General features: G+C 64.7%; 15 protein-coding genes and 1 pseudogene. 9 read left to right on the plus strand and 7 right to left on the minus strand.

All coding sequences use genetic code 11. The features are described 5' to 3' along the window. The first annotated feature begins 124 nt into the window (after positions 1-124). Together JNC62_RS09080 and JNC62_RS09085 are read left to right on the plus strand one after the other, a co-directional pair. Entirely contained in the window at positions 125-742 is a 618-nt protein-coding gene (locus JNC62_RS09080; RefSeq protein ID WP_374838001.1) for an ABC-type transport auxiliary lipoprotein family protein, read from the plus strand. Between the two features lie 176 nt (positions 743-918). After that, positions 919-1,158 (plus strand): annotated as a pseudogene (locus JNC62_RS09085) (dienelactone hydrolase family protein); the annotation flags it as partial. A gap of 166 nt (positions 1,159-1,324) precedes the next feature. Here the strand turns inward: JNC62_RS09085 and JNC62_RS09090 are convergent. Continuing rightward, a complete protein-coding gene (locus JNC62_RS09090; RefSeq protein ID WP_374838003.1) occupies positions 1,325-6,946 on the minus strand; it encodes an apolipoprotein A-IV repeat region-like domain-containing protein in 5,622 nt (1,873 codons plus the stop codon). A gap of 648 nt (positions 6,947-7,594) precedes the next feature. Here JNC62_RS09090 and JNC62_RS09095 point away from each other — a divergent pair. The 3 genes from JNC62_RS09095 to JNC62_RS09105 all read left to right on the plus strand — a co-directional run bounded on the left by JNC62_RS09095 (position 7,595) and on the right by JNC62_RS09105 (position 9,122). Then, on the plus strand, positions 7,595-7,894 hold the full coding sequence (locus JNC62_RS09095) for an Hpt domain-containing protein (protein ID WP_374838005.1): 300 nt from the start codon (positions 7,595-7,597) through the stop codon (positions 7,892-7,894). A 191-nt stretch (positions 7,895-8,085) separates the two neighbouring features. Beyond that, the gene (locus JNC62_RS09100) at positions 8,086-8,406 is read left to right on the plus strand and encodes a 2Fe-2S iron-sulfur cluster-binding protein (RefSeq protein WP_374838006.1); all 321 of its coding nucleotides are present in this window, start codon (positions 8,086-8,088) and stop codon (positions 8,404-8,406) included. A gap of 35 nt (positions 8,407-8,441) precedes the next feature. After that, complete coding sequence (locus JNC62_RS09105) at positions 8,442-9,122, plus strand: NAD(P)/FAD-dependent oxidoreductase (RefSeq protein ID WP_374838008.1); 681 nt, start codon at positions 8,442-8,444, stop codon at positions 9,120-9,122. A gap of 329 nt (positions 9,123-9,451) precedes the next feature. On the opposite strand, the gene JNC62_RS09110 is transcribed toward JNC62_RS09105, so the two are convergent. Beyond that, positions 9,452-10,066: a DUF922 domain-containing Zn-dependent protease gene (locus tag JNC62_RS09110; protein WP_374838010.1), complete on the minus strand. Its 615-nt coding sequence runs from the start codon at positions 10,064-10,066 to the stop codon at positions 9,452-9,454. A gap of 188 nt (positions 10,067-10,254) precedes the next feature. Here JNC62_RS09110 and folP point away from each other — a divergent pair, with 188 nt between their 5' ends. The 3 genes from folP to folK are packed head-to-tail and all read left to right on the plus strand — an operon-like array spanning position 10,255 to position 12,031. Next, positions 10,255-11,124 (plus strand): dihydropteroate synthase, encoded by an 870-nt coding sequence (folP, locus tag JNC62_RS09115; RefSeq protein ID WP_374838012.1) that lies wholly within the window; start codon positions 10,255-10,257, stop codon positions 11,122-11,124. A 15-nt stretch (positions 11,125-11,139) separates the two neighbouring features. Then, positions 11,140-11,508 carry a dihydroneopterin aldolase gene (folB, locus tag JNC62_RS09120; RefSeq protein ID WP_374838014.1) on the plus strand — a complete coding sequence of 123 codons (369 nt, stop codon included), beginning with the start codon at positions 11,140-11,142 and terminating at the stop codon, positions 11,506-11,508. After that, a complete protein-coding gene (gene folK, locus JNC62_RS09125; protein ID WP_374838015.1) occupies positions 11,498-12,031 on the plus strand; it encodes a 2-amino-4-hydroxy-6-hydroxymethyldihydropteridine diphosphokinase in 534 nt (177 codons plus the stop codon). The genes folB and folK overlap by 11 nt, the downstream gene beginning before the upstream one ends. Here the strand turns inward: folK and JNC62_RS09130 are convergent. The 4 genes from JNC62_RS09130 to JNC62_RS09145 form a co-directional block, all read right to left on the minus strand. Continuing rightward, positions 12,024-12,572 carry a hypothetical protein gene (locus JNC62_RS09130; protein WP_374838017.1) on the minus strand — a complete coding sequence of 183 codons (549 nt, stop codon included), beginning with the start codon at positions 12,570-12,572 and terminating at the stop codon, positions 12,024-12,026. The two genes, folK and JNC62_RS09130, sit on opposite strands and share 8 nt — an antisense overlap. Positions 12,573-12,710: 138 nt before the next feature. Further along, positions 12,711-13,805: a YcjF family protein gene (locus JNC62_RS09135; protein ID WP_374838019.1), complete on the minus strand. Its 1,095-nt coding sequence runs from the start codon at positions 13,803-13,805 to the stop codon at positions 12,711-12,713. Beyond that, positions 13,802-15,274, minus strand: coding sequence for a YcjX family GTP-binding protein (locus JNC62_RS09140; RefSeq protein WP_374838021.1), 1,473 nt, complete (start codon positions 15,272-15,274; stop codon positions 13,802-13,804). The genes JNC62_RS09135 and JNC62_RS09140 overlap by 4 nt, the downstream gene beginning before the upstream one ends. A 78-nt stretch (positions 15,275-15,352) precedes the next feature. Then, positions 15,353-15,877: a SixA phosphatase family protein gene (locus tag JNC62_RS09145; protein ID WP_374838023.1), complete on the minus strand. Its 525-nt coding sequence runs from the start codon at positions 15,875-15,877 to the stop codon at positions 15,353-15,355. Between the two features lie 357 nt (positions 15,878-16,234). Between JNC62_RS09145 and dksA the strand changes: the two genes are divergently transcribed. Beyond that, complete coding sequence (gene dksA, locus JNC62_RS09150; protein WP_374838024.1) at positions 16,235-16,654, plus strand: RNA polymerase-binding protein DksA; 420 nt, start codon at positions 16,235-16,237, stop codon at positions 16,652-16,654. A gap of 163 nt (positions 16,655-16,817) precedes the next feature. Here dksA and JNC62_RS09155 read toward each other — a convergent pair whose 3' ends face one another. Next, on the minus strand, positions 16,818-17,840 hold the full coding sequence (locus JNC62_RS09155; RefSeq protein ID WP_374838026.1) for a flagellar biosynthetic protein FliO: 1,023 nt from the start codon (positions 17,838-17,840) through the stop codon (positions 16,818-16,820). Between the last annotated feature and the right edge of the window lie 15 nt (positions 17,841-17,855).

Here is a 17,855-nt window from a genome sequence, read left to right on the forward strand (position 1 = left end):
GCACTGTGGCCGCAACTCCACAACCATTGAAGCGATCGCCTTTCCCCTGCCTTCTCCTCACGCCCGGCGGTGACAGCCTGCCGGGCCGCTGCTACAGATTGCATATAGGAGAGATTCGCACAGCATGACGGTATTGGGGACGACGCGGCAGGGATACGGATGGGCGACGAAGGTCGCGGTTTTGGCCGTTTCCGCAGCCGCACTTGCATCGTGTGGCGGCGCAAAGGCTGTGAACGACACCTTCAATCTGACATCCGTGCCCACGGTGGAAGGACCCTCTGCCCGCGGTCGCCAGATTCTCGTGCCCGAGCCCTCCGCCCTGAAGGCGCTGGGTGGCGATCAGGTGGTGGTGCGGCCGGCATCGTCCGAAATCCAGTACCTCGCCAGGGCGCAATGGAGCGACAGCCTGCCGAAACTGGTGCAGGCGAAGCTGATCCAGGCCTTCGAGACAACCGGACAGGTCGGCGGTGTCGGAAAGCCGGGCGAGGGGCTTGCGATCGACTATCAGGTTGTGACCACGCTGCGGACCTTCGAAGTGCGCACAAATGGGCCGGCAACCGCCGTGGTGGAAATCTTCGCCAAGATCGTCAACGACCGCAACGGGACGGTCAGGGCGCAGCAGGTCTTCCGTGCCACCGCGCCCGTTTCCGGCTCCGGCGGCCCGGCCTTCATAGCCGGGCTCGACGCGGCCTTTGCCCGGGTCACTGCCGACATCGTCGCCTGGACGCTGAAGTCGATCTGACGACGCAGCCGCTCACGTCGCGGTTTGCCGATTCCGACGGCTCTGCCTTGACGCTACCCCTCCCGCTGTCGCAGCCGCTTGTTCGCACCGGATCTCGCGGGCCATGACCAAGGTCGCCGACATTCTGCAAAGTGCCCGCACTATTCCCGACCCGGCAATCACGCTGTAGACTGGCTGAATGGGCGCCCGACGATCCCGCCCTGAGGCAGAACGTCGGCGACCTTGCTCCCGATGGCCGAGGTCTTAATGTTTATGACGCCTGGGGCTCCGAGATCGTCGAGAAAGTGGAGCACGCGGAACTTTTCCTCTACCCCGGCGATCTGCACGACTTTGCCGACAGTTCACTCCCGTCCTATGACGCGGGTGCGTCCGTGCTGCTCGCCAGCCGTGTGCGCGCATTCCTGGATCGCGTTTGATCCAAGCCGCCAGACGCGTGGACCGGCGTCGGCTTTGCTTCCATGCTGCTGAACCGGAAACGCCTCGTCAATCGGCGGGCGCGGCGGGCCGGCTCGCAGGCGCGAACGGCCAAAACAGAACGGCCGCTTGCGCGGCCGTTCTGCAGTCTGAACTTGTTCAGTCGCCTCAGTTGAAGCGGCCGGCCGCGTGGGCGAGCATCGTATAGACCTTGCCGGTGTCGGACGTCAGGTAGGACTGGGTGAGCACCTTGTCGCGGTCGTTGCGCGCAACGTCGGCCAGGAGTTTTTCGAAGTCGCCGATGTAGCGGTCGACAGCGGTCCTGAACTCAGGTTCGTGATCGTACTTACGCTTGATCTCGTCGAAGGTCTGCTGGCCCTTCAGCGTGTAGAGACGACGGGTGAAGACGTCGCGCTCGCCGCGCTGGTAGCGGCGCCAGAGGTCGACCGATGCGTCATGATCGATCGCGCGGGCGATATCCACCGAAAGCGAATTCAGCGATTCGACCACGTGGTGCGGATTGCGGGCATCCGCCGTCCGCTGCGGCTGGTTCTCGGTTCGCTGCGGTTGACCGAACTGCTGCTCCTCGCGGGAGGCGCCGCGCAGGAGATCGCGCATCCAGCCGCCGCCTTCGGCCTGACGGCCCGGTTCGGCGGGCACCTGGGACCCTTGCGGAGCCTCGCGGACCGCCGGCGTCGACGCGCGCTCGAGGCCGAGGCTACCACGCAGCGGCGGGGCGCTCTCTTCCTGCCGCGGCGGGGCGACCGGCTGGGAGACCTGCTGGATCGCCTGGGCAACGGTCTGGGCGGCGGTCGGACGATAGTCCACCGGCCGCGAGACTTCGAGGCTCTGGGCGGACTTGCCGATGATGTCGCTCAGATCCTGCAACGCCTTGATCTGCTCCGAGACCGCGCGGCGCATGCTGGCGGCGCTCTCCTTGGCCTCTTCCGGGAGATCGAAGGCGCCGCGCTTCAGTTCCGTCCGGGTCTGGTCGAGTTCGCGCCGGATATCGGAGGCGGCGCGCCGGATCTCGTCGGTCGCACCCGAGAACTTGCCGAGCGCGTCGTCGACCGCCTGGCGCAGCGTTTCACCCATCTTCTGGGTGGCGGCGTCGGACTTCTGGCCGGTCTCGACGACAAGGCGATCCACGTCGGACAGCGTCGCGCCGACGCTGCCGCGCAGGCGGTTGGCAACCTCGCGGGCGCGCTCCTCGGCGTTGGCGAAGGCACCCTCGACCGCATGGCCGGCCTCCTCGCTGGCCTTGGCCAGCGCGTCGCGCAGGGTGGCCGATGCGGCCTGTGCGCGTTCCTCGGTTTCGCTCAGCAACTGGCCGACGTCGGTGAAGGACGCCTGGATGCCGCTGCGCAGGTTGGCGGCGACCTGGCCCGAGCGCTGCTCGGCGCGGCTGAAGGCGCCTTCCACCATGCCCTCCAGCGAGCGCATCGTGTTCTCGATATCTTCCGACCGCTGGACCAGGCCGACCGCCAGCGCGCGCAGGGCGTCCTGGCGTTCTTCCAGCGTGCTGACCAGATTGGACTGCGCCGCGCCCAGAAGCTCCGTGGCCTGGGAGAGCAGCTTCGAGTGATCCTCGAAGCGGCCAACGATACCGCCGATCTGTGACAGCGTCCCGTTCGAGATGTCCGAAAGCCGATCGATCTTGCCCTCGAGCAGGCGGGATACGGTCGAGACCACGTCGGCGGACGAGGAGAAGCGCTCGCTCGACGACGTCAGCTGCTCGTCCACCTTGGCGAGGTTGGTGGTCGCCTCGCTGACGAGCGCCGCAATCGCGTTGTTGCTGCCGGAGAGACGGTCGATCAGGCTGAGCACGCTGCCCTGAAGACTGGATTCGACCTGGTTGAGCGCCTGCGCCGCCTCCTGTGTGCGGGCCGTGATCGCCCCAAGCGTATCGTTGGTGCGGGCGGAGATCGCCTCCAGCAGTGCGGCATTCTCGGTGCGCAGCCGATCGGCATTTTGCTCGGCCGCCGCGGTGATCTGTTCGGCCGCCTCGCGTCCGACCGCGGCATAGCGTTCGATGATCGGCTTGGCCTGTTCGTCGAGGATGCGCGACAGTTCGGCCGAACGGCCGGCGAGCATCGAGTTCAGTTCGCGGGTGCGCTCGTCGAGCGTCGCACGGATCGAGGAACCGCGCGCTTCCAGCGCCTTGTCGATGTCGGAAAGGCCGGTGCGGATCGACTGGCTGTGGCCTTCCAGGCGGCCCTCGACCTCGGCGAAACGGCTGGCGGCGGCAGCGGTCGTGCTCTCGACGGAGCGGGTAAACGCTTCGTTGCGAGCGGCAAGATTCTCCGCAAATGCCTCGCCGGTCTTGGCGATCGTCTCTGCGGCGCGCTGCGCCTCGGCGCCCATGTCATGGGCTGCGCGGGAAACTGCGCTCTGAAGGGAGGTGCTGAGACTTGCGAATTCCTCGCCGGTCTTGGCCAAAGTCTGAGCCGAGCGGACGGCTTCGGCATCCATGTCCTGCGCAGCTTGCACAACGGCTTCACGCAGGGTCTGCGCCAGGCCTGCGGCCTTGCCGTCGATCGTGCGGTTGACGTTTTCCAGGCCGATCGTCAGCGCCTTGTCCATGGTGGCAAGGCGCTCGCCGATCCGCCCCGTCCGCTCGTCGATCGTGCCGGCAATGCGGCTTGCCGCTTCCTCGGTCACGCGATCGATCTCGGACGCGCGGCCGGCAAGCGTATCGGAGATGCGCCGGGTAACGTTCTCGCTCACATCCTCAAGAGTTCCGACGCTGGTGCTGACGGCCAGACCGATCGCATCCGACGAGGCATTGGCCGCCCGTTCGAGGTGTTCGATGCTGCTCGTCACCGCGCTATTGACGCTCTCCGAAGCATCGGCAGCCGCCCGCTCCAGATCGCCAAGCCGGTCGGAAAACGTCTCGGCAATACGGTTGCCGGCGGAGTCGACAAGGCCGGAGAGTTGTTCGACGCCATGCTGGATACGGTTTTCCAATGCGCCGAGATTGCCTTCGATCCGGCTTCCGGTGCCGTCCAGGCGGCTGGCGACGGCGTGGAGGGTGACATCCATGCGATTGCCGAAGGTTTCGGCGACCTGCGCAATCTCGTCGGAACTGGCGCTGAGGCGCTCGGCAACCGCGCCGGCGCTGTCGCGCAACCGCCTGTCGAGGGCCGTCGCGCTGCCGTCGATGGTGCGGCGCAGGTTTTCCTCCTGCTGCTCAAGGGTCATTTCCAGCATGCTGGCACTGGTGGCAATCGAGGTTCCAATTGCCGTCACCTGGTCGGAAAGGGTCTCCGACAGTTGTTGCTGGCCCTCGCTGATCGCGACGTTGATGGCGGTGATGCGGTCGTCCAGCGTCGTGCGGATCTGGTCGTGCGTGGAGACCAGGGAGCTTGCAAGCGCCGTCGCCCGTTCGGACAGCGTGCCGGCGATTTCGGCGGCGCGGCCGGAGAAGGCGTCGGCGAACTCCGCCACCTGGCCGGAGAGGACGCCGCCGATCTGTTCCGTACCCTCGCTGAGAACGGTCTCCACGCGGTTCGCCGCCTGATGGATCGCTGCCTTCATCGCTTCGGTGTTGCTGCCGAGCACGGTGTCGAGCGACTCCGTCCGCTTCGACATGACGCCGTCGATCTCCTGCGCCGCCCCCGAGAGCACCGTCTCGATCCGAGTGGCAGCGGAACCGACCGATGTTTCCAGCGCGCTGCTCGTTTCGTTCAGCATCGAGGACAACGAGGCTGTCCGTTCGGACAGTGCGTTGTCGATACGGTTGTGGCTCGCGGCGATCGACGAGGTGAACTCGTCGGCCCGGCTCGCGAGGGTTTCTTCCATGCGCGTCTGCGCCATGTCGAGAACCGTGACGAAGCCGAGGGTTCGGGACTCGAGCGCGTTGGTCAGCCGCTCCTCGCTGGCGGTCATCGCGCCGACAAGATGCTCGGCATGGGTGCCTACGCCGCGCTCCATTCGCTCCTGGATCTGGGTCAGGCTTCCGAGGAGGCTCTCGGAGCGCTTGTCGAGAGCCGACTGCATATTGTCCTGGGCCTCGCCGAGGGTCGTCTGCATCCGGTCCTGCGCAGACTTCATCACGTCGCGCATCTTGTCATGGGCACCGTCCACGGAAGCGCGAATCGACTCGGCGTGGCCGCTGACCGCGCTTTCAAAGACTTCCTGACCGGTTCCAAGCGCCGTGGTCAGCGCAAACGACTGGTCGGTCAGCGTCGTGGCAAGGCGGTCGATGCTGCTGCTGAGGACGCCCTCGATCGCTTCGTTGCCACCACTGAGCGTCTCGTTCAAGCGACCCAGGCTCTCCATCAGTTTCGTGTCGAGCGAGCCGGCGCGCTGGTCGAACGCCTCGGCGAAGTCGGCCAGGCGCTTGTCAAAGGCGCCGGCGACATGGCCGATGGTCGCCTGCAGCTTTTCATCGAAGAAGCCGGAGCGCAGATCGAGATCCATGATCGTGTCGTCGGCGGCGTTCTTCAGATTTTGCCGGAATTGCGCGCCCTTTTCGTCCAGTGTCGCATTCATCGTCTGGATGACATCATCGAGACCGCTGACGACGGCCTGCTGGCCGATCGTCAGGCTCTCGTTGATTTCGCGTGTCCGGGCAATGAGGGTTTCATTGAGTTGGCGCGCGCGCTCGTTCAGGGCCGCATTCAGCTTTTCGGTGTTTGCGTCGAGCGAGGAGGCGCGGGTCTCAAATTGCTTGAGCAGCGCCTGACCCTGCCTTTCCATCGCCGCGGTGAGCCCCTCCAGCCGACTGTCGAATTCGTTGGCAAGCGCGAAACCGGAAGAGTTGAGCGTCGAGAGCAGCGAATCCGTCCGGGCGGCGAGCATTGAACCCATCGTCTGCGTCGCACTGTCAGACTTTTCCATCAGCATGGCAGCGCGCGTGTCGATCATCGAGGCAAAGGCTTCTCCGGACGTGGCCATCCGGGCTGCGATGTCCTCGCTCACCGTTTCCAGATCCCGGCGCAGTTGCTCGTTGGCGCCCGATATCGTGGTGCGGATCCGCTCGGAGTGGTTGACGATCGCCTCACGTTCGGCGCCGAGTTCCTGCACAAGCGTGCGAACGCGAATTTCATTGTCGGCGTAGCTGCGTTCGAGCGCATTGACCTCGGAGTGGACGAGGGTCTCCAGTTCGGTGGCGCGCGCGATCGTGCGCTCGATGCCTTCGTTCATTGCCGACACTTCACGCCGGACGGCCTGTCCCACGGACATGATCCGTTCGGCGGCAACCGTTTCAGGCTCCGACAGCCGCAGGGCGACCTCCGCCATCGAACGGGCGGCGTTGCGCAGTTCCTGGGCGCGCGCGATCATCGTCGCAAAGGCGAAGAACAGCATGATCGGCATGACGATTGCGACGAGCATGCCAATGGCGCCGGGAAGGGCGACGAGATCGGCGACCGAGCGGATTTCCCAGATCTTCGGCGCATACAGCAGGTTGGCCACGCCGAGGCCGCCGACGACCCACAACGCGGAGATCACGGCCGCCATGCGTATGGCGGAACGGCCGGAGCGGACGTCGATCGAGCGCAGGATCGCAGCCGGGGTCTTGCGCGAGGCGTCGTTCGCCGGCGTGAAGGCCGGGCTCTTCGGCGCCGGTTCCGGCGCAACACTCTTACGGTCGTACTTTTCCGCCGTCTCAGGCTGAGCGGCGGCGCGTGGTGCGGCCTTGGCGGTCTCGGCCGTAGCGGCACCGGCGTCCTTCGCCGGCTTCGCTGGAGTGGTCGGTGCGAGGTCGTCGAAATCGATCTTCAGCGCTTCTTCCAGGGCCTGGAAAGCGGTGTCGTCAATCGACTCGTTGGTTTTCTTCGTCGCCATGCGAATACGCCTCGTTACTCTTGTACGGAAAAGATCCCGGTTTCTTGCCGCCTGCACAAGTTCCGCATCTTTTCTTTCCGATCGTGGCGGGCGCAACGCAGAGACTTTTCGTCAACGCTGCGATGGCGGGTCGCCACTTGTTACTCCAAACACGCTGGATAGTCCCAAATCCGCAAGGCAGACACCTTCCGAAACCGGTTATCCACCGGGACTGTCTCGCCTTTTCGGCGTAGACCCGACCCTAATCGTATCGTAGTGACACATTAGCGTGTTCCACACAATTGACAGGCAGGCGGGCCGACAGGGTTCCTAACAGAAAGTTAACGGCAAAATAGGGCCTATCACAGCGGAAAGACAGGGAATTCGCACCTAATCGGCGTCGTTAACCATAGTTGCCGAAACTGCGGGGCGATCCGGTCCTCCTTTAACCCGGATGGCGTCGGTCTGGCCTCAGAGTGGATCCCAGGCATGCAGCCCGAGGAACCGCTACTTCGAGGCGCCCCATCGCGCCCGCAGCTGCGGCCTTGCGCAAGTCTGACCCACGACGATACACGCCTGAGCAGACGGTGCAACCAGAGGGAAGAAAATGGACGATCGCTATCCCCAGCCCGACGCTGGTCAAATCGCCCGGAGGGTGGAATGAGACAGGTGCTCGATCTGGAACACCTCGGCCGGCAGACGATGGGAGACAAGGTGGTTGAGCGCGAGGTCCTGCTGCTCTTTTCGGGACAAGCGCGCCGCTGCGCCGAAGAACTCGCAGAAGCGGACGAGGCCGGCCGCAGGGCGATAGCCCATCGCCTGCAGGGCGCCGCTTGCAGCATCGGCGCCTTCCCGGTTGCTGCGGCCGGGCAGGCATTGGAAGGCGATCCGGCCAGCGACGCGTATCTGGCCACGTTTCGCGCGGCGCTAGCGGAGGTGGAAGACTTTATCCGGAAGCTCTGCGCCTGACCGGCGGCGACGCAACCGGAATGACGGATGCCGCTGCGGGAGCTGGAGTGGGGGCATGCGGCCGGGCGATGTTGACTGGCGTTTGGAATTGTTGGAAGTAACCCGCCGACCCGTGGCGTCCCCGGTGGGGAGTTTCAGGCGCCGCTGCCTGCATTCAACGCCAGACCGAACAATCAATCCGGAATTTTACGATGACCAAGCTTACAATCGTCGCATTCGATGGCACGTCGCACGAGTTGGAGGTGGCCAATGGCTCGACGGTGATGGAAAACGCCGTGCGCAACTCGATCCCGGGGATTGAAGCCGAATGCGGCGGCGCCTGCGCCTGTGCCACCTGTCACGTCTATGTCGACGAGGCCTGGACCGCGGCGGTCGGATCGCCGGAGGCGATGGAAGAAGACATGCTCGACTTTGCCTACGATGTCCGTCCGACGTCGCGGCTGAGCTGCCAGATCAAGATGTCCGACGCCCTCGACGGCCTCGTCGTTCATGTGCCGGAGCGGCAAGGCTGACCTTGCGTCGGCGCGCGGCCGGGTAGGGTGGAGACATGTCGGATAGCCGGAATACCGATGTTCTGATTGTCGGGGCTGGGCCGGCCGCCCTTTTCGCGATCTTTCAGTTGGGGTTGTACGGCCTGCGCTGTCAGGTGATCGACGGGCTCGGTCGGCCGGGCGGGCAATGCGCCGTATTGTACCCCGACAAGCCGATCTACGACGTTCCGGGGTTTCCGGAAATCGATGGGCAGGAGCTCTGTGAGCGACTGATGCGTCAGGCCGCCCCCTTCGAGCCCCGCTTCACCTTTGGTCGCACCGTCACCGACCTGACCCGTGATGCCGGTGGGGAGTGGCTGGCGCAGTTGGACGACGGTTCGCACCTTCGGGCCGATCATGTGCTGATCGCCAGCGGGATCGGACTCTTCAGCGCGCCCACGGACGGCAGCGCAACCGATGCCGAACTCAAGCCCGGACCGGCGGCGGTTTGGCCGCTTGAGCGTAGCCGCGGCGGCATTGTCGTGGATCCCGCAACATTCGAGACTTCGGAGCCCGGGCTGTTTGCGATCGGCGATGCGTGTGACTATCCCGGAAAGGTGCGGCTCATTCTCTCCGCCTTCCACGAAGCAGCCCTCGCCACCCAGGGAATTCGACGCCGACTCGCAGACGGCAAAGCGGCGTCGGTCGAGTACACCACCGCGTCGAAACGCATTCGTGAAAAGCTCGGCCGACCGTGATGGTGCGCGAGGGAAATCGATCCTGAAAAAAAAAGCGCCTCGCCGGTCCCATGGACGAGCGAGGCCAGGAGGGCGCATCGTAGGCGGGCGAGGGAGGTAACACCCGTCTAACCAGATAGACGCGCCAGGAGAACCTGTCACAAATTTTGAATTTCCAGCGCCGAACTTCCTGTTCGACTATCAAGAAAAAGATAGTGCGATTCTCTGCCTGGCGCCATCGCTAGAATTCACCAGTCATTTGCTGGCTTTGAGGGAGCGATCACTTTCGAGTGAACTGCTCTACTGTCGCCGACGGGGGAAATACTTGGTTGTGTCGATTGTCCGCGCAACTATTTCGCGCGATCTAGCCGGTAGGCCAGCAGCCGCAACATCCGTTCGTTGAAGTTGTAGGACTCGACGCGATCGAAGCGGGCCTGGTCCTTGTCGTGTGCTTCGACCACGGCCGCGGTTGTCCGGTCGACTTTCGCCTGCAACTTTGCGCAATCCCTGTCGGGGCGCAGCGCCTTCAACTCGCGCTCCAGATCGCGCGCGTGGTTTCTGGCGATCTCGGCGTGGCGTTCCTCGTGCCGCTTGATGTCGGCGGAGAGCGTGTCCCAGATCAGGCCAAGCGACTTCGAGGCGCTGCGGCGGTACTTCCAGCGCGGCAGGATAATGTTGGTGGAGACCGTGACCTTCGCGTTGCCCACATAGCATTTGTTGCCACGCCGGACGTAGGAAACAGAGCCGCCAAACCGGATCTTCGTTGCGCCGGGGTGACGAGACCCCGTGGCCTTCATCTGCGGGCCGCGCTTGTTCAATTCCTCGTCCAGTTCGGAAGCGGTACGCCCGCCGACCGAGTAGTAGGAGAAGGTCTTGTTCGTGATGGTTTCGCCTTGAGAGGGCGCTGCAATGACCGTCATCGACAGGAGAAGGACGAGCGGTCGGAGCATGGGGATAGCCGGCATGAATTTCCTCAAGGTCCGGGGCGGGTAGGGCAAGGGTGCAGGTGGGTCGGCTTCCGGTTCAACGCGTCGAAATGTTCGGTCGCATTGCAAACCTGTGAAGTCGGTTGAACTTGCCCCGACCTTGGGGCATAGCCTCTGCAGGTGCAACAGCTTTTCGTGCTGCCGGCCCATCGCTAACGGATGTTCCCATGTTTTCTGCCTTCGCCCCGTTCCACTGGTCACTCGCCCACGGCCGCAGTCTGCTACTCGGACCTCAAGGCGTGATCATGGCAATTGTCAACGTCACGCCGGATTCTTTTTCCGATGGCGGGTTGCACAATTCGACGGAGAAGGCGATCGAACACGCGCGTTCCTGCCTGTCGCAGGGCGCCCAGATCATCGACATTGGCGGTGAATCGACCAGACCCGGCGGCGCCGTGGTCTCCGCAATGGAAGAGCAGGATCGGGTGCTGCCTGTGATCGAGGCACTAGCGCGGGATGTTCGGGCGGTGATTTCAATCGACACCTATCGTGCCGAAACGGCGCGGCTGGCGGTGCTGGCAGGAGCCCATATCGTCAACGACGTGCATGGACTGCAGCGAGAATCGGCGATCGCCCAGGTGGCGGCACAGACCGGAGCGGGCCTGTGCATCATGCACACGGGGCGCGACCGCGAGAAATTGCCGGACGTGATCGAGGATCAGTTCGCCTTCCTCGGACGGTCCCTGGAAATTGCCGCCGAGGCTGGCGTCGCGGACGAAGCGATCGTGCTCGATCCGGGGTTCGGCTTTGCCAAGGATACTGCGGAGAATTTCGAGCTGATGGCCCGTTTCGAGGAGCTACTGCGCTTCGAGCGGCCGATTTTGGCGGGCACCTCCCGCAAGCGCTTCGTCGGCGCGGCCACCGGCCGGGAAGCCGCCGATCGCGATGCGGGTACGGCGGCGACCACCGCGTTGCTGCGGCAGGCAGGTGCGGCGGTGTTCCGGGTGCATGATGTCGCAATCAACAGGGACGCGCTGGCAATGGCGGATGCTATGCTGGAAGCCCGGTTCAAAGTTGCCGCGCACGCCGGCGAGTGAAAGACAGAATTCAAGATGACCAAGACATACACGATCACCCTCAAGAATTGCGCCTTCTTTGCCCGTCACGGCCTGCACGACGCCGAGGAGTTTCTCGGCCAGCGCTTCTTCGTTGACGCCGAACTGGAGGTGACACCGTCCAAGCCGCTTTCCGACGACCTCATCGATTCGACGGTCGACTACGGCGTCGCCTTCAAGGAAATCGAGGCGATCGTTACCGGCCGCCGACGGTTCCTGATCGAGGCGCTGGCGCAGGAGATCGCAACGGCGCTCTGCGCCCGGTTCCCGCAGATCAGCCGCGCCAGGATTTCGGTGCGCAAGCCGAATGCACCGGTCGCCGGTGTGCTCGATTACGTGCAGGTGACGGTGGATCATGTCGTCTGAACGGCTCGGCCATCGGGCAACGCTGGGGCTGGGCGGCAACATCGGCGATCCAGTCGCGGCGATGCGCTCGGCCTTGCTTGCGCTGGACGCACGCGCGGACTGCCGGGTGTCGCAGGTCTCGAGGCTTTACCGGACGCCGCCGTGGGGCAAGACCGATCAGGCCTGGTTCGTCAATTCCTGTGCGCTGATCGAGACTGCCTTGGCGCCGGAAGCGCTGCTCGAGGTCTGCCTCACGGTGGAGCGGCAGATGAAGCGGGAGCGGATCGAGCGCTGGGGGCCGCGAACGATCGACATCGATATCCTGACTTATGACGACGTTTCGCAGTCCGGCGGGCGGCTGGAAATTCCGCATCCGCGCATGACGGAGCGCGGTTTCGTGCTGATGCCGCTGGCCGATATCGCCGCAGACCAGGTCGTGCGGGGCAGGGCGGTTGCCGATTGGCTGGCAGTCGCGGACGTGACCGGCATCGAGCGAACGGGCGAGGATCGCGATTGGTGGCGGGAGTCGGCCGATCCTACTTGATCGAGCCGACCGCCATCGTGTCGACGCGTCGGTTCAGCGACATGCCGATGACCGGAATCATCTGGTCCTCGACCTTCACCGAGATCGTGATGTTCATCGTGTTGTCGTCCTGCAGGCGGGCGATCAGGGCGCCATTCAGCTGCTGACGGTTGATGGCGACGACGACCTTGTCGCCCGAGACGTTGCCCGAGAGGATATCGAGACCCTTGCCGGCTGCGCCATCGAGGAACTTGCCCTTGTAGGTTCCGCCGGTGCGTGTGATCAGGGCGGACATCGGCTGCTTGAACACGCCGACGCGGCAATGTCCGTCGAGCTGAATGCCGGTTCCATCAATCGTGGCGCTGTCGCCGCTCAGGCTGCAGGTGAACTTGGTGCCCTTGTACTTGCCGGCGACGATTTCGCCCGGCCCCTGCCAGGTGCCGGTGACCTGATCAAAGAAAGCCTTATCGTTTGAAGCAGCCTGGACCGGGCTTGCGACGGAAGACACGGCGACAAAAGCCGCTGCGATGCCGCGGGCGATCAAAGAAGTGCGCGAATACATGAACGATCCTTGACGGGCTGGTCGATTTTCTGGGTTCAGCCTTGCGTGAAATTGGTTAATGGAGCGTTTCGACAGCGTGTGCGGCGCACTATTTTGACGCGGTGGGCCATCGATGTCCACAAGGCTGTAACACCGGCGTCACGCCTGATCCTTGCCGCGGCCGGTGAGTGCGCCGGGCGCCAGATCGGCGATGAAGTCGCCCATGCGCGGACGTTTCAGCGCGGAGAACGGCATCGGGCGGCACAGATCCATCGCCGCAATTCCGATGCGCGCCGTCATCAGGCCATTGACGACGCCCTCGCCAAGGCGCGCCGATAGCCTGGAGGCCAGGCCATGACCGAGCACCTGCTGCACCAGGCTGTCGCCGACCGCGATCGAGCCGGTGACGGCGAGATGGGCAATCACGTCGCGCATGAGGCGCAGCATGCCGAGACTGCCCGGTCGGCCGCCGTAGAGCTCGGCCATCCTGCGTATAAGGCGGCTGCTCTCGAAGAGCACGTAGCCGAGGTCGACGAGCGCCCGCGGCGAGACCGCGGTAACGATGGAGACGCGCTTGGCGGCGGCGAGGATCAGGACACGGGCCTCGCGGTCCAAGGGTGCCAGCAATTCGCGCTCGGCCAGGTCGAGCAGGTGCGGGCCGTCGATGATATCGCCTTCCGTCTCTTGGAGGCGGCTGCGGCCGCGCGCCGTCTGCGGCCGGCTTGCAAGAAGATGCGTCAGGCGGTGGATTGCCTTTCGCGCTGGGGCAGGGGTGGGCGCCGTTGTGGCAGCGATCACCTCCTCTTTGACATTCTGGACGGCGGCCAACCGATGCAAGCCGGCGAGCTCCCGCAGCACGATGGCCAGGAGCGCCAATACGCCAAGGGCGGCAGCGCCCATCGCGATGTAGCCGAGCCAGTCGCTGCGGGAGAAGAGGCCGCGGATCAGGCGATCGACCCAAAGCCCGACGGCCAGCGATAGCAAGATGCCGAACGCCGCCGTGGCAATGCCGCCCAGCGTGATGCGGCGACGGCGCGGCCGTGCCTCCTCGGGCGGCGGAAGCGTCTCCAGATCGAGCGTGGTTTCGGCGAAGGGATCGTCCGCGTCTGGCGTGAGAATCACCCCTTCCGAATGCTGCGAGGGGCGGCGCGGTGCCGATGGCTCCGGCAGGCTGGCCTTTGGCGGGCTCTCCGGCACGGCAAATGCGGCGGGGCGTCGGCCGGTGGAGCGCCCGGTTGAGGGTTTGTCGGTCATGCCAGCCGATCTCCGATCAGGTATTGCAGCGCACGGTCGAGCCGGATGTGCGGGATGGACAGCTTCATTTCGCCACCGGGGGCGCCCATCTCCGGCGGGCGGAAGCGGACAAAGTTCAGCGTCGGCGCGAGCGGCTCCTGCGAGTGCGATTCAACGGCCTGGAACAGGGTCTCGGGATCCTCGGGCAGGTCTCCGGGAAAGATGGCTGTCTTGCGGTTGCCGTCGAAGGTTTCCCCGTCGATCGTCTCGCCGGCCATCGGGGTGCCGACGATCACCGGCAGTGACGTGCCCTCCTGCTTGACGGTTGCTTCGCGGGTCGCGCGGACGGAGGCGATCGCCATCACCTCGACGCCCGCGCCGCTCAGGCCAATTCGCTTGATGGCGCGGTCGACGAGGCGGCGGGTCAGGGCTTCCAGGTGGGGATGGCTTTCGTGATGAAGGTGATCCGCCTTGGTCGCGGCGACGACGACGCGGTCGATGCGGCGGGACAAAAGCGAGCCGAGGAAGCCGCCGCTGCCGGGGCGGAAGCAGGCCATGACATCGCCCAGCGCCCGCTCGAGGTCGTGTACCGCCTCCGCGCCGCGGTTGACCGCCTGCAGGGCGTCGATGAGCACGATCTGCCGATCCAGCCGCGCAAAATGCTCACGGAAGAACGGCTTGACCACATGCGTCTTGTAGGCCTCGTAACGGCGCTCCATCATCGCCCAGAGCGAGCCCTTCGGCGCTGCGCCCGCTGGAAGGTTCGGCAGCGGGGCAAACGTCAGCGCCGGGGAGCCTTCGAGGTCGCCGGGCATCAGGAAGCGCCCGGGCGGAAGGGTCGACAGCGAGCGCTCGTCCGACTTGCAGGCCCTGAGATAGAGCGTGAACGCTTCCGCTAGGCGACGGGCGGTCGTTTCGTCTGCGGCGGCGCGCGGGTCGAGCAATGCGGCGGCGCCGAGCCATTCGGTTGAGAGCTGGCGGCGGACACCGGTGTGGGCGAGCGTGATCGTGCTGGCGCTGAACGCCCGAAAATCCTGACCGAGCAGCGGCAGGTCGAGCAGCCACTCACCGGGATAATCGACGATGTCGATGGCGAGGCGACCGGCCGACCACAGCCGACCCCAACCGCTGGCGCTTTCGTAGTCCAGGGTGATGCGCAATTGCGAGATCGCACGGGTGGAATCGGGCCAGAGGCGCTCGCCGACGAGGGCGCGCACATGGTCTTCATACTGGAAGCGTGGCACGGCATCGTCCGGTTGCGGTTCCAGGCGGACCCGCGAGATCCGCCCCGAACGGCTTGGCTCGAACAGCGGCAGCCGGCCACCGTTCAAAAGATTGTGGACGAGCGAGGAGATGAAGACCGTCTTTCCCGCGCGGGAAAGCCCGGTAACGCCAAGGCGGATCGACGGATTGACAAGGCTTGCGGCGCGGTCGGTCAGATTGTCGAGGGCGATCAGCGCATCGTCTGCAAGGTTTGTGAGTTTCGACAATCCCGTTCCCCGGTGTGATCAGGTCCTTCGGCGATATAGGTAAGGGTGACCGTCGGAAAAAGCCAATGCGATCAATATTCACAAGCCTGAGTGCGGCGTGATGAAACAGGACAGCCGGCCGCCGGAGAAGTCCCGGTCGGTCGGCCTGCGGTCGAAATCGATGGTCGCAAGGGCGGCAGTGGGGAAACCGGCCGGCGCCGCCGTGTCGGCGACCGGCAAGCCGACGACGCGGCGAAAGAATTCCTCGATCGTCGGATTGTGGCCAACAATCATCACGGAGGTCTCCGCCCGATCGGCAAAGGCGACCTCTGCATAGGCATTGATGGAACCCCCATAGAGCGTATCTACATACTCGATCGGCAGTTCTTCTCCCAACGTCCGCTTCAGCGGTTCGGCGGTTTCCCTGCAGCGTACGGCCGTCGAGGAGATGACGACCTGCGGCCGGTATCCCTGATCTGCCATCTCTTCGGCCAGGATCTCGGCTTCCGCATAGCCCTGATCGTCGAGGGTCCTGTCGAAATCCGACTTCCCCGGTTCCGCCCAGCCAGCGCGGGCGTGCCGCAGGAGATAGAGCCGAAAGACCCCGGAGGTTGCCGTTGCCAAGCTGCTGTTCCCTTCGTCCCGTTGCGCATCACACAAGCTTTGTTTTTCCATCCCCGCGCCGAAAAGATCAACTGCTTTTGCTTTCCTGCTCCGCAGCGGAACCAAGCGATCGGACCGACGTTTTCATCGCAAGAAAAGCCGGCCCATAGGCGGCCAGCGCCCTGCCGGCGGGACGGGAGGTGCTGCATCGTCTGCCGCGTGTATCCGACGAGCGATCGTTATCTTGTTTATAAAATAGCCGGATAGTCTGCAGATCGGGCAGATTCAAATTTCGGTGCGCAAGATCAGGCAGGCTTGAATCGGCTCAAGCACAGGGATATACAGCGCCCCTTGAGATGTATCTTCAGGAGAATCGCGTTGAGTGAGAAGATCGATCTTAGTACCTTTGTCCTCAATGAAGACGAAGAGTTCATGAATGCCAACCAGCGGGCTTATTTTCGCGCGAAGCTGAATGCTTGGAGAAACGACATTCTGCGGGAAGCGCGTGAAACCCTCGATCACCTGGCCGAGGAGAGCGCCAATCATCCAGACCTCGCCGACAGGGCATCTTCCGAAACAGACCGCGCCATCGAACTGCGAGCCCGCGACCGTCAGCGGAAGCTGATTTCCAAGATCGACGCCGCTTTGCAGCGTCTGGACGAGGGCACCTATGGTTTTTGCGAGGAGACCGGCGAGCCGATCGGGTTGAAGCGGCTGGATGCCCGGCCGATCGCAACGCTGTCGATCGAGGCGCAGGAGCGCCACGAGCGCCGCGAGAAGGTTTATCGCGACGAGTAAGCCTCCAGGGGGATGCGGGTCAGGAGGCCGCGACCACCGAGCGCTTTGCTTGGGCCGTAAACTTTGCGACGTTGCAGGATCAAAACAGGGTTGATCCCGCCGGGGTGCTGGCGGGATCTTTTTATTTGTGGCACTGCACCCACCGTATTATGCGTTCGTCAGGTCACGACTTGCGGCTGGCGGAGAGTTCGCCGAGCAGACGCGCCATTTCCGCTTCCGTTTCCTCGCGGCTTTTCGGCGGCTCGCGCTGTGATTCGAGCGTTGCCGGCTCGCCGCGGGCACCGGGGGGAAGACCGCTTGCCGGGCGGGCGGGAGACGTTGCGATTTCCGCCTCCAGGATCCTCTCGAACTCGCTGACGAGCGCCGCATTGTCGGCGGCGGACTTTGGAAGCGCCTGCGCGGCCGCGGGTGTCGGCAAAATCGCGTGTTGGCCGTCGGGGCGGTCGCTGCCGGTGCCGACGGGATTTGTCAGGACGCGGTCCCGCGCGCGATCGAGGGCATCGATCAGGCTTTTTTCCGACGTTGCGGGCTGGCCGACGGGGGGCTGCGGGAGTGTTGGCGTCGGCGTGCCGGCACTGCCGGTGCGCAGCGTCTGGGGGGCCGGCTGGCCGGGCGCCAGCCGGGGCGTTTCCGGCTGCGTCGGCGCAGGCGCGTGGACCGGAATGTCGTCTTCACCATAGAGAACGTGCCCCATGGATGAAATGCTGTCGGAAGGCAGCGGCGGGGGCATCACCGGCTCCGGTCGCCGCTCTTCCGCAGCCGGCCGAGCGCGCGGAGCGGGTTCCCGCATTGGCGCGAGCGCGGCGCGCGCGGCTGCCGGCATCGCTGCAGGCTGATCCGCGTGTGGCGCCGTTTCCTGGACCGCAGCGCCAGCCTGCTCCGAAACGGCCTCTGCACCGGCAGTCATGATCCGGCTCTCGATGACGATGTCCGTCGGGCCGCCGATCATCAGAAGATGCTCGACGTCGTCGCGGCGGACCAGCACGAGCCGGCGACGTGTGTCGACCGCGGCTGCATCGAGGACGGCAAGGCGCGGCTGGCGGTTGCGCCCGCCACGGATAAACGGCGATGAGGGGCGGCGTCGAACGATCCAGAGCACAAGCGCCAGGCAAGCCAGACCAAGCAGAACGGCGAGCGCGGCAACAATGAATTTCGTGCCGTACTGGGCGATTATGTCCTCGAACATGAAGAGCTACTCCTT

Source organism: Mycoplana ramosa, assembly GCF_041930185.1.
Lineage (GTDB): Bacteria > Pseudomonadota > Alphaproteobacteria > Rhizobiales > Rhizobiaceae > Mycoplana > Mycoplana ramosa.